Raw genomic sequence first — 12946 nt, 5'->3', positions numbered from 1 at the left:
GCGGGGCGGTTCAAGCTGAATGCGGGGACCGGCTGACAGGAGCGAATCGTGAATCCTCTCGATTCGTAAAACGAATTCAGGCTGGCGGTTCTTTGGGAGCGATGCTTGTTTGCGCATCTGGAAAGAAGTACGCCTCTTTTCTCGTGGAAATGAATGATTCTTCTTTGTTATCGATCAGGGTAAGCGAGATGCGTTCAAACCAAGTCAGTCTTCGGGCTCAATCGCTGACCACGTTCGTCACCATCGTGAGTCTTGCTGGAGTGTGGCTCCTCGTTTCGGAGTCGGGAACCTTTGCGCAACCAGAAGCTGCGCAACTAGAAGATGCCAAGCCAGAAGATGCCAAGCCAGTACAGCCTCTTGCCCCTTCAACTTGCACGATTTCACCCGGCGAAACTGCACAGTTCGACCTGCAAAATTGTTTGATCAATGCCGTACCCGGTGATGTGATTCAACTTGAGGCGGGGACGTACCAGATCAATAGCCAGTTGGACGTCGCCTGCGATAATCTCACTCTTCGTGGTCGAGGGATCGACAAGACGATCCTTTCTTTTCAAGGACAGGAAGTTGGCAGCGAAGGACTCGTTGCGACCGGTGATGCGTTTGTCATTGAAGACTTGGCTGTCGAAAACACTGTTGGAAATGCGATCAAGGTTCTGGGTGCAAACGGAGTGATCTTTCGAGGTGTTCGCACGGAGTGGACCAATGGTCCCAGTGCAAACAATGGGGCTTATGGAATCTACCCCGTTCAATGTCGGAATGTGTTGATTGAGGATTGTGTCGCCATCGCTGCTTCGGATGCTGGTGTGTACGTGGGGCAGTCTGAAGATGTTGTCGTTCGTCGCTGTCGAGCGGAAATGAACGTCGCTGGAATTGAAATTGAGAACACATTGCGAGCAGATGTCTATGAGAACATCGCCACAAACAATACCGGCGGAATTCTGGTGTTCGATTTGCCGGGGCTTCAGTTGACCAACGGTGGTCACGTGCGAGTTTTCAAAAACAAGATCTACAAGAACAATACACCCAACTTTGCCCCTCCCGGAAATATGGTCGCCACTGTTCCCACAGGAACCGGGTTGATGATCATGGCGACCGATCATGTTGAAGTCTTTGACAACGAAATTTCAGACAACCAGACGACCGGCATCTCGATCTTCAGTTTCCACATCACTCAGCGACCAATTAAAGATGCGAAATACGACCCGTACCCGGAAGGGATCTCGATACATCACAACAAGATTGTGAACGGAGGAGAGAAACCTTCTGGAGTCTTCGGTGAACTGCTTTCGACAGTCGTCGGGGTTCCATTTCCTCAAGTTTTCTACGATGGAATTATTAACGAAACCAAACTTGGAGAAGACGGAAAACTCCCCGCAAATCTTGCTTTGAAATTGGCTGACAACGGAGAGGTCACGTTCGCAAACGCAAACGTTGCCAAGCTCAGTCTCAGGGATGTTCTCTCTGGGAAGTATGAGGTTGATCGAGACATTGCAGCCTACACCGGGATGCATCCTGCGATTCCAAAAGTAACGCTTCAGCCACTTTCTGCTCCCTCACCAAACGGGAATCCAGCCGTTTCCGTGTATCGAAATGCCCCTGAGAAACTTTCCGAATGGGGATTATTCAAGGGAGATGGACGTTCACAGGAACCGGTCGACGGAGTCATTTTGTATGACCTCAATACGCCGTTGTTTACCGATGACACCGAGAAGTATCGATTTATTCGATTACCAGAAGGTGAGTCGATGCGGTACCAGCCAGATTCAGTTTTTGAGTTTCCAGTAGGAACTGTGATTGCCAAAACGTTTGCTTATCAGCACGATCTTCGCGACCCCGAATCAGAACAAAGTCTGCTGGAAACCCGAATAGAAGTTCACGAGGATTCAGGCTGGTACGGGTTCACTTATATTTGGGACGACGAACAAGCGGATGCCTTTCTTGCTTTGGGCGGCGGAAGTCGCGACGTAAGTTGGATTCAAGCTGACGGCACGAAAGTTTCGAATCGATACCAGATTCCGAACGCTAATCAGTGCATTACCTGCCATAGTCGAAAAGGAAAGTTTGTCCCGCTTGGTCCCACTGCCAGAAACATGAACCGTTCATTTCATGGACTTCGTCACGGAGCGAACCAGTTGGCTCACTGGAAGCAATCAGGTCAACTTTCGAATGCTCCGGAACTGGAACAGATTGCTCGGTTGCCAGTTTATGACGATCCATCAACTGGATCGTTGAATGACCGGGCACGAGCATGGTTGGATGTGAATTGTGCTCATTGCCATCACCCCACTGGGACCGCACGAACATCCGGCTTGGATTTAAGTCTCTCTCAGAATGATCCTGCCAAATTCGGAGTCTGGAAATCACCTACCGCGACCGGACGCGGTTCAGGCGGGCGGATGTATGATATCGTTCCTGGCAAGCCGGATAAGTCGATTTTAGTTTACCGCATGGAGTCCGATGAACCCGGAGTTCGGATGCCCAACCTGGGGCGGAACATCTCGCATCCGGAATCGATCGAGTTGATTCGCGAGTGGATTCAATCGATGCCATTGGAGACCCCCAAGCCGGGAGAGTAACGACTCGTACGAAAAACGACCGAGTGGGAATTCGCCGCCTGTGCGAAATTGTCAGCACAATCGTCAGAATCAGTGAGTCAATCTTGCAGGTCTCCCTCGAACTTGCGAATTCGATATACTCGAATCCCTTTGTGTTTCTCGTGCCTGTGTCGATCACTTTTATGACTCCACGAAGACCCTCAATTCACGAATTCTCAAGCGGCAAATTGTTGCGACCATGATTGAACGATATCGAAAGCAAATTCTCTTTGATGGAGTTGGTGAAGCAGGTCAGCGAGCGCTACTCAATAGTCGCGTCGCCTTGATCGGTTGCGGTGCTCTCGGGTCGGTGATTGCGCAAACGATTGTCCGGGCTGGATTCGGGTTTGTGCGGATCGTTGATCGAGATTTCGTTGACCTTTCGAATCTACAACGTCAAGTTCTTTTTGATGAAGACGATGTTCGGCAACGTTTGCCAAAGGTGGTCGCTGCGACCAGAAAACTGGAAGCAATCAACAGCGAAATCGTCATCGAACCGCATGTCGCAGATGTCACGTTTGAGAACATTCTCGGATTCGTCAGCGATGTCGACTTAATCCTCGATGGAACGGACAATTTCGAGATCCGTTTTCTCATCAACGATGCTTCTGTCGAAACGGGGACGCCCTGGGTCCATGCAGGATGCGTTGGAAGTCATGGGCAAGTGATGACAATCATTCCGGGCGAGACCCCCTGCTTGCGTTGTCTCATGCCGGAAATTCCTGACCCGGGAAGTGCTGAAACGTGCGACACCGCAGGAGTGCTGGCCTCTGCAATTCAGGTCGTTTCGTCGTTGCAGGTTGTCGACGCCATCAAATATCTGACCGGGCAAAAAGATTTAATTTCACGGTCGCTGACGATCGTCGATGTCTGGGATGGGACGATGAGGAAGCTGGACGTTTCCAAACTGAACGAAGCAAAGTCGTGCCCCTGCTGCTCAGGGAAAGATCGGGTTTGGTTGAGCGGAGAGAGTGGTTCACAGTCGACAGTGCTTTGTGGACGGAACTCTGTGCAACTTTCGCCTCCAGCGAAAATGTCGCTCACATTTCCTGAACTGGAGAAGAGGCTTTCGCAGTCGGGTGAAGTCAAAAACAATTCATTTCTACTGATCTTCAAGCCGAATGAATCCGACCACGAGTTTACAATCTTCCAGAACGGGCGCGCAATTATCAGCGGGACAGAAGATCTTGCAGAGGCCCGCCAGTTATACGCTCGCTACCTGGGTAACTGAGCACTCGTCGTTCTCTTAGAGCATCTCTCGACTTGATTTCCTGGCCCGTTGCTATTGCAGACTGTGCGCTGCTATTGGGCATCCCCGTTGATGTCAATGATTTCTTCATCGACGACTTTCGCGTTTTGATGATCTTGCTTGACCTGTTCTGCGGTCGCCTCAATTCGTTTCATCCCGAAGATTGTGAGTGCGACAAAGATAATCACCAACATTCCGAACAGCATGTAGCCGACAGTTGAGTCGATCGTTGTTCCGTTGTTTCGTAGTGCCATTGTTTGTCCTTCTTATCCTTCATCTTCGGTTGTGAATGCAATTCTTTCTGCCTCACCGATCAGTGATGAAGGAATTGTTTTCAGCTCCTGAAGCGAATGCTGCAGGGAGCCCTGTCAGAGCAAATTGAGAACCAGTCCAAATCAAGTTTCAGGACCAAGTCTAAAAATTCCATGACGTTCAGATATTGAAAACGCTCCGGAGAGGGCATTTTTTATGATCAAGATGTATGCAGACCCGTTGCAAGAGAAGCTTTTTAAATTTGAAAATCAGAGTTCGCTTGCAAGTCAACAAACCGTTAGAATCGGGAGAATCTGAAGTCAGCCAAGGAATCCTTCGGTCTGATTTTGGACTTCCGGTGTTCTACGACTGGTTCATTCAAGTCCAACAGGTGGCTGCTGTTGGGTTAGAGCATCTTTCAAATTGGTGTACAGGGTCTGCCTCGTGGCGAACAGCAATTTTATTGATGGAACGCGTTCTTCACGGGCACACGGCAGAGCAAACGGCTCTAATCACACCGGTTTTGCCTCGCAGTGAAGAGGCGATCCGGAGACAAGCTGGTGTATTCACGATCCATCATTAGAAATTTGGTCTGAATTCATGTTTGAGGACTCATCGATGAAAAAAATGAAACGGCAGAAATCGAATCTCAGGACTGTCGTCTGTTTCAGTGCCGTCGCCATGTTGGCAGCGACCTGGAATTTCAGTTTTTCAGACGAAACTGTACAGGCCAACGTGGCGCGTGAGTCTCTTGAGCGTCTGAACGGTCTGATTGGGGAATGGCGAGGGACAGGACAGGTCCGCCGAGGCTCGACCCGTGGCGCGTGGAGGCAAACCGGCGAGTTTGTCTGGGACTTCTCCAAGAAAACTCCAGCTGTCAAATACGTCGTCAATGACGGTCAATTGACAGAAAGTGGACTCATCACCTGGGATGAAAACGATAAGTATCGGCTGGAGCTGGTTGATTCGAAACAGCAATCAAAAGTCTACACCGGTGACTGGGACGACAAAAGACTTTCGCTGACATCTCCAGCCGACGATGAGGGAGTCCGGTACAGAATTACCATCACTCCGCTGAATGAAAAACGGTCGCTTGTATTGCATGAGAAAACGTCTGCTGGCGGGGCGTCGTTCTTCCGCATCGCAGAGGTGGGATACACACGTGCCGGGACAAGGTTAGCTATTCCTGGTGGCGGAAAACGCGAATGTGTTGTGACCGGTGGAACCGCTCAAACCGCGGTGACCTTCGAAGGTGAGACCTACTATGTTTGTTGCTCCGGTTGCAAGCAGGCCTTTGATGACGATCCCGCTGGCACGATCGCCGACTTCAAAGCTCGATTGAAAGAGCGGGCGAAGAAATTTAACGAATAGGTTCGCAAACAACTCGAAATCCGACCACTGGATTTGATTTCCAGGGGGGAAGCATCGGGTAGTCGATGTGGCATGGTTCGCCAACAAAACGCCAATCACTTCCACGGACAACCTTGAGGTATCCGGTCGGTGGGCCTTGAGGATTCAGTTCTGGAGATCGACTGTAGTAGTCGCGGGCGTACCAGTCGGCTGTCCATTCCCAAGCATTGCCGCGCATATCGTGCAGGCCGAATCGGTTTTCTGGAAACGATCCGACTGGTGAAATTGGCAACGCAGGAAGGATTCCGGCGGATTCTCCAGAAACATCACCCTGCTGACGATTAGGAGCCCATCGGTACGGAACGCTGTTGCCTTCGCGAGAGCAGTATTCCCATTCCGCTTCTGTCGGCAATCGATATCTTCGTTGGTGACCGAGCGCCTGTTCTGTTTCTGTCAACTTTTGGCAAAAAGCGACAGCTTCATTCCATGTGATATTTGTCACCGGCAATTGCAAAGAATTTTCTGTTGTTACGCTAGTCGCTTCATGCTGTCTCGATAAGAGGTCTTTGTCTGTTGGCAGCATCACTTTTGAAAACTGTTCGTTGGTGACTTCGCATTGTCCCATCCAGAAGCTGTTCGGGATTTTCACTGGATGAGCCGGGACTTCTTGAGGGGCGGGACCATTTCCGAAATCAGGGAGCCCCATCTGGAACTCACCTGCGGGGATCACAACGAACCGCATTCCGACTGAATTCGTGAACGGCCTCAGAACCTGCTGCGAAGTGTTGGTCTCTTGTGCGGGAGATTGGCTGTTCTCCGGTTGGTGTAGTGGCAGAGCTTCAAAGACTTCGGGGGGTGTTTCACGTGAGTGCATGACATGCCAGAGCCCCGGGTCGATGTCATTGCTCAGGAAACGGACGCTTCCATCGATAAAGGAGACATAGACTCCTCCCGGATGCCGGCTGCGGGAAGTTGCCTGCTGATTCCGGTCGACGTAATCGACGCACGGCATCCCCAGTGCGGTGAGTCTCTCCGTTCCCAAAGTCTCATGAAGTGATTGGCAGCCGAGAATGTCGTCTGCTCTCACCCAGTTGTGGTTCGGTGCGTAATTGTCACTGCCGACTCCATGCCCCCAGGTGATGCTTCCGCCGATTTGTCCCAGCGACCAAACTCCACGCGGATCGAGGGGATCGATTCCAGCTCGCAGTTCTTCCAGAGCAATGAGAGTCCCCGTTCCGTTCTTGAATTCGTCGAAATTGAAGCTGGCGTTTATTCCAGCGATTCCGTTTCCTTCCATGCGATAGGACCGTGTTTCAGGGTCGATGGTGCAGATCGCTCCATCTCCGATCGGCTTGGCAGTTGAAGGGGCTTCGGTTTGATAGTTGTGAGAACCTCCGTTGATTCCATAGTTCCCTCTCGCAAACAACAGCGGTGGTTGCGTCGAGTGACCGGATTGGAGCGAGTAGTAATTGTCCGCGCGATGGAAGTCGTCGACCGGACAAGTCATCAGGGGGACCGAAGTTGTTCGGGCAACCTGATTGGCCGGGCTGCCGATTGGCTTCTCGTTGTGAAACGTCTGGGCGAGTTGCTCGTATCCCGCGTGGGGAAGGATGAGTTGAACCCAGTTCTGCATCGAGATGACGTCGACCTGTTTGGACTCATGGAGTAGCAACGAGGTTGTCGCAGCTGTCGACCAAAGGGCTGCCGGTGGAAGTGAACGATGAACATCATGATAATTGTGGAGAGCTGTAGTCAGTTGCTTTAAATTCGCCTGGCATTGAGTTTGTCGAGCCGATTCTCTGAGGCGAGAGAGGACGGGAATTGCTATGGAAGCAAGTCCCGAGACAATAATCAGCAGCACCAGAATCTCTGTGAGCGTGATCCCTCTGCGGAGGGAATCGATTCGTTTACGTGAGTTAATCCTCATCATTCCCTCGCTGGAAGGCTGACTTCGGTCGAATCATTACGAAAATGATGGCGAAGAGAATTAGAATGTTGAATCCAATGAGCCCGACAATGCGCCAGTCGGTTTTATTGATCTGTTCGGGGACGATCACGTCTGAAACTGTTGGAGGAATTTGGGGAGGGCTCGGAGTGTGCAGGCTGGACTGCGGCAGTTTTTTTCCGTGAATGGCAGCGAGGAGATTCTCTTGATGCTGAACGAACTCCGGCAATGAAAGAGTTTTGTTGCCGTCATTGTCAGCATGTCTCCAGGCATCTTCAATTCGCATGATTTTCGAATCGTAGCGAGCCAATGCCTGCTGGTCTTGAGGTCGTTCTCCGGCAGCTTCTTCGATTGTGAGCTGTTGGTCCTGATTCTGATCCAGAATTTCAAATACGATTTCAGCAGGAATTTTGCGAGTGTCCAGCAAAAGTGGATACTCCTGTCTGTTGAGAAACCGATCGTCGTCGAGATCGAAATTCGAGAACATCCAGCTGGCTTCACCCTGAGCAACATTTGGGAATGCCGATGAAAATTCTTTTCGGGAGAGACGCCCATCGAAGTCGAGGTCTTTCGCTTCAACCCAAGTGGCTGCCAGATTCGCAAAAGGGGTCGAGCGAAATTCTAAAAACGAAATTCGCTGGTCGTTGTCTTGATCAAACGCCTTGAGGGTCCGTTTCACGAGCGGTTGCTCCCATGCTTTTGAAGCGGCTTTGAACTCGGCTTCGCTGATTTTAAGATCTTGATTCTGGTCATACTTTTGGAACAGCGAGACAAGGTCGGCCCAGAAGAACGGCCCGTTATCGAGTTCTAAGAGTTCGATCATTCCATTTCCGTTGCGGTCCAGGCTCGCGAAGAGTTTGTGGTTCTCCGCTTTGCTTTTTCCGGATCCCTTTTTTAACTCGGCTTCCGAAAGTTGTTGGTCAGAGTTCGTGTCGAATTGCTGGAACGAACGATATGCGAACAGCGTCCCGTTAGGTTTTCTCAGTTGTAATCCACTGGGATGCCAGACTCCGAAGTGATCTTCGAGACCAATGCGAAGCTCGGTGAGACTCAGTTTCTGATCGCTGTTTCGGTCCCATAAATCGATCTTGTCGACCGGCATATTGGGGATTCGCTTCGCGAGTTCTTTTCGGGCATGCTCGTAGGTGACAGGGTCAGCTTCCGACGGGAGAACATTCAGGAGGATCGATTGAATCAAATTTGTGACAGGATCTTCAATGGGGCCACGAATGGCTGAGTTCGACCGACCCTCGTAGCACATGAATTCATTGAAGTCATGGACCCCATCCGCATTGGCGTCGAAAAGATTGAACGCATATCGAAGTGCTTCGAGATGCTTGGGCTGCGAGTTTTGTGAGATCTCTTCAAAGCTGAGTTGAGCGTCTTTGTTGATGTCGAGTTTTTGGAACTTCACAATGTATGTTGATCGCAGTTGACGCTCTAAGTGATAAGCCTGAAACAGTTGGGGAGTCGAGTCGAATTCCTCTCTGGAGAGCGTGCCGCTCCCATTTCGATCCGCTCGTTCAAACAGATGTTGGTGGCTGACGAATATCGGTCCGGAGGATTCTTTTGTGCTGTCAGCGGGGAAGAATTCGGCGAAGGAAATTTCGTCATTCGCGTTCGCATCGAGGAAGTCGAAGAAGTCCTCAAAGTGAACATTCTCGGGTTCGACCTTGAATCGAAATTCACTTAAGTTGAGACGTTGATCATTGTTTGCATCAAGAAGGCTGAAGTAGATCGCGGAGATGCCGAGGAATTGCCAGTCTCGACCGGGATGGAATTCATCGAGAGTCAGAACTCCATCGTGATTGAGGTCTGTCATTGGTTGTGACCAATCCAGATACGGAATTGCGAGGGGGGATCTCAGGAACTCCGTGAGTGACAATTTCTGATTTTGGTTGATGTCAAACGCTTGTAGCACCCACGGGATATAACCTTGTTGCCATGCCGGCAGTGTGGCGATTTCAGCTTGGTCGAGTGCTCCATCTTCTGTTGTATCCAGCTTGCGAAAGACCGCCAGAGGGTCACGAGAATGAAAGGGAACTGCGAGAAGTTCTTCACATGAGTAGATGCCATCGCCGTTGACGTCACTCGCCAGGGATCGCTCTTTTAATTCCGGCTGGTATGCTCGGATGAGCTTCTTGAACTCCTCTTTGTCGAGTTTTCCATCAGCGTTTGCGTCACCGGTGACGAAGTGATGCCGCCAGTCGAAACGCGTTCCGTTTTCGAAACGTAATGGGATTCCATCGTGATCATGGATTCCGAAAGCGACTGAGAATCCATGGCGTATTTCTTCTTCCGTGAGCCTGCCCGACTCATCCTTGTCGAACTCTTTATAGAGCGGCCCCCACCAGTTCTTTGCAAACGTCGTTTCCCACAGTTCGATCTGGATGCTGGAGTTTTCATCGCGTTGCTTCTGCGTTGAAGCCAAGACATGCTGAACAGTCTTCTCAAAATGCTCTTGAATCGGGTCGGGGATCGATGAGCGTTTTTTGAGATTTCCGATGTTGTGGAAAAGTTCATATTCGTCCGGCGAGAGTGTCCCGTTTTCATCGAGGTCGGAAGTGTAGAAGTCTCCTCTCTTTCGGCCTTCAGGTTTCAAACCAATCGCTTCCACGAGGCTGAGTTTTCCATCAGAGTTTTTGTCGAGTTTCGAAAAGATGGTTTGTAGTTCAGTTGTTTGCGAATGACAGACCACTGGGGATAAGAGGATGATCAGTAGAGAGAAGATCTTTTGAGCAGAGCATCGATGGAATATTCTGAGTGCGCAAGGGGACATTATCAGGACCAAATGTGTGTGGCTTGTATGAAGCAGCGTCTCAAGGAAATGAGCGGGCGGGCAGTTGCTCTTCGATGAGTCGATATTCTCGAATGACGTAGTCGATTCGATACCCATAGCGTTCTGGGAATCGCGCTTCAGAAGAGATCTGGTAGTCACTCGGGAGTTTGACACGAACCGACTTCCCAAACAATCCAACAACATCAACTGCCCAGATTTTGGACGGTTTTTCAGTCTGGAGAATTGAATCGGTCCGGAAAAAGTCTTTCTGTTGAATCGAAGGTCCGGACAGCAAGTCGTCGCGGTGCTCTCTGCGATACTCGACAATGAAGTTTTTTTTCGCCTCCACATGCGGGGCGAGGAGCGTGAAGACAAATGGTGAACTCGCGATACATGGGGCGGCATCAACAACCTGTTCGTTGATGTAGTTGGCTGCGCTCATTCCACCGGGAAATTTTGCCGCGTCGAGGCGAGACTTTGTGAGTTCTAAACACCAATAACCGTTCCATGCAACAACCGAAACCAGTACAGCGATTTGAAATTGACGCTTGTTGATGCGGCCGATCAATATGGCAATTGCGATGAGTACAAAGGTTTGAGCAAAAATCAGATACCGCACACCGAGAATGTTGCGGATCAAGACGCAATACAAAATGACTGTCAGCAAAGGGCTGATGATGCAGAGACCGATCAGAGGATCGCTAGTTTCACGCGAACAGAGGAAAAAGATTCCAATGGCAAACCAGGAGAAGAAGAGGACTGGAATCAGAATTTCAATCAGTCCCGAATGTTTGCCGCCCGCAAGTGCTTGAAAGACCGTTTCAAGGAGTGAATTCGTCGTCAGTGGAGGGAACCAGAGTTGGTCGACTGCTCGAGTATGTTGAAACAGGAAGGTCTGCCACCATGGAGCCCAGCTGATTCCGATGACTGCAATGCTCGCCATCAAGCCTCTCCACGCACCTCGCTGAGTGGCAACGCCGGCGGCGAACAGAAACATCGCTCCAACGCTCCATAATCCGTAATAGTGTGTCATCGACAATGCTGCGGTACAAACTCCAAAAGCGATCCAGGTCGAGGGTCTGACAGGGATTTTGTGACTGGAGTCCTTCCGGTTTGCCCGGACGAGAAAGGTCGCAGCCAGCACTGCGAAGAATGTTCCCATCGTGTAAGGACGCGCTTCCTGACTGAGTTCAATATGCAATGGATTTATCGCCACCAACAAGGCTGCCAGTAACGGGGCGACTCCGTCACGCCGCTGGAAGGGGTGATTGAATTTCGGCGTACTCAATTCTCGAACAAGCCACCAACTTGCAGCAGTTGTACTCACCCCGAAAAGAACGCTCAGCAATCGGACAGTCTGGGTCGCATTTCCAAAGCAAATTGTCCAACCTTTGAGTGCGTAGTAATACAAAGGAGGATGGGCGTCACGAGAAATCGCATCGAGCATTTCCGAGGTCGGGAATTGACTGATCCGCAAGGAGCAGGCTTCGTCGTACCACAAGCTGACTGCCCCCAGAAGATGGCAGCGCAGTAACGTTGCGATTCCTAAAATGATCAGCAGTGCGGGCAGTTCACGTGTGCGGAAGTGACCGAATTGGTCGGGATCGTGATGAGTGAGGGACTTCAAAAAAAGTCTCCGTCTATAATCACCTGTTGCAGCGATGTTTTATCGAGTAGAAGCCCTTGAGAGCTTGCCAGTGCAGCGTAAACCGCCCCATCAATCGACTCTGACAAGAACGCCACATGCCCGTCGGCATACGCCATGTTCACGCCCCCCTCGTGGAGGCTGTTCGGGACTGGTGAGCTTCCTTCGGGAGAGGTCAGTCCTCCATTGATCCGGTTCAGCCCTTGGTTGCACAGTTGGTAATTCACAGAGGCAGCTGTGCAATCGCCATTCTCGCATGGGCTACCGATATAGAACGCACTCCGCCTGGGATGAGGGTCGGCAAAAGAGTGGTTCAACTGATCGGGATTGAATCCGGTTCGTATGTTTTCGCTAACAAGAAATGTTTGCGATGTGCCATCAATAATCTCTGCAATGGAATAGTGCCGTTTTGTCTGCCCTTGCTTCCAGTTTTCCAGAAAGAAGAGTCCCATGCGTTTGAACAGTTGCTGGTCAAGTTGGTCGGTTGTTGTTCCGGTACAGGTGAGTCCATCGCCGTTGAAGTCGATCTGCTTTCCTTCACGATCGATCGGACAGTCAGCAACACCCTCCCTTGTGCGATGAGTGAATCCAACACCCCCATTCACAGCATATGACTGATCACCGTGTGAACCTCCGCTTAACGATGGATCGAGTGGGCATTGATAGATCGGAATACTTGTTTGTGTGAGAGGGAAATTGTGTGGGCTGTTGAAAGCCTGTTCCAGATCCCATTGGTCGTAAAGATTTCCCTGGTTGATCCAAGGCAGGATCGACACCGCCCAGCTGTGTCGAGGTTCGCTCGGTTGGTTGTCTGGATCAAAGTAAGTTCCCGAGGCGGGCAGACGCTTATGTAAATGGTCAAATTGCGTGAGACCAAAACTGATGTTTCGTAAATTGTTGACGCAACGTGTTCGCTGAGCCAACAGACGCACCTGGCTGATAGCTGGAACCAGTAATGCCATCAGAAGCCCAATAATCGCCAACGCGACGAGGAGTTCGACAATCGAGATTGCAACCCTGTTTGCGACTCTGTTAGTGGGCTGGTTTGCAGGTCCGCGTTGAGGTCGGGCAATTCTGCGGGGTGTAACAGTCGCGTGGTGGAAACGGCGTCTCATGATCAGGCACTATTGAA

Annotated in this window: 8 protein-coding genes; 3 read left to right on the top strand and 5 right to left on the bottom strand. The window is 50.7% G+C overall.

The genetic code is table 11. The features are described from left to right. Nucleotides 1–188 precede the first annotated feature (188 nt). Nucleotides 189–2576: a parallel beta-helix domain-containing protein gene (locus Mal48_RS19655; RefSeq protein WP_145203707.1), complete on the top strand. Its 2388-nt coding sequence runs from the start codon at nt 189–191 to the stop codon at nt 2574–2576. A gap of 217 nt (nt 2577–2793) precedes the next feature. Continuing rightward, nucleotides 2794–3825 carry a ThiF family adenylyltransferase gene (locus Mal48_RS19650; RefSeq protein ID WP_145203704.1) on the top strand — a complete coding sequence of 344 codons (1032 nt, stop codon included), beginning with the start codon at nt 2794–2796 and terminating at the stop codon, nt 3823–3825. Between the two features lie 71 nt (nt 3826–3896). Here Mal48_RS19650 and Mal48_RS19645 read toward each other — a convergent pair whose 3' ends face one another. Beyond that, complete coding sequence (locus tag Mal48_RS19645) at nt 3897–4097, bottom strand: hypothetical protein (RefSeq protein WP_145203701.1); 201 nt, start codon at nt 4095–4097, stop codon at nt 3897–3899. Nucleotides 4098–4713: 616 nt separating this feature from the next. On the opposite strand from Mal48_RS19645, the gene Mal48_RS19640 reads away from it, so the two are divergent. Then, on the top strand, nt 4714–5466 hold the full coding sequence (locus tag Mal48_RS19640) for a hypothetical protein (protein WP_145203698.1): 753 nt from the start codon (nt 4714–4716) through the stop codon (nt 5464–5466). Here the strand turns inward: Mal48_RS19640 and Mal48_RS19635 are convergent. The 4 genes from Mal48_RS19635 to Mal48_RS19620 are packed head-to-tail and all read right to left on the bottom strand — an operon-like array spanning nt 5456 to nt 12929. After that, complete coding sequence (locus Mal48_RS19635) at nt 5456–7375, bottom strand: SUMF1/EgtB/PvdO family nonheme iron enzyme (RefSeq protein WP_145203694.1); 1920 nt, start codon at nt 7373–7375, stop codon at nt 5456–5458. The two genes, Mal48_RS19640 and Mal48_RS19635, sit on opposite strands and share 11 nt — an antisense overlap. Beyond that, entirely contained in the window at nt 7362–10169 is a 2808-nt protein-coding gene (locus Mal48_RS19630) for an EF-hand domain-containing protein (protein WP_197441849.1), read from the bottom strand. Before Mal48_RS19630 ends, Mal48_RS19635 begins: the two co-directional genes overlap by 14 nt. A 40-nt stretch (nt 10170–10209) precedes the next feature. Next, on the bottom strand, nt 10210–11796 hold the full coding sequence (locus Mal48_RS19625) for a glycosyltransferase family 39 protein (RefSeq protein WP_145203688.1): 1587 nt from the start codon (nt 11794–11796) through the stop codon (nt 10210–10212). Beyond that, the gene (locus Mal48_RS19620) at nt 11793–12929 is read right to left on the bottom strand and encodes a DUF1559 family PulG-like putative transporter (protein WP_145203686.1); all 1137 of its coding nucleotides are present in this window, start codon (nt 12927–12929) and stop codon (nt 11793–11795) included. The genes Mal48_RS19625 and Mal48_RS19620 overlap by 4 nt, the downstream gene beginning before the upstream one ends. Nucleotides 12930–12946 lie beyond the last annotated feature (17 nt).

It is taken from the genome of Thalassoglobus polymorphus (genome assembly GCF_007744255.1).
GTDB lineage: Bacteria > Planctomycetota > Planctomycetia > Planctomycetales > Planctomycetaceae > Thalassoglobus > Thalassoglobus polymorphus.
Note: the sequence above shows the minus strand (reverse complement) of the source record. Positions and strands in the feature narration are given on the sequence as shown.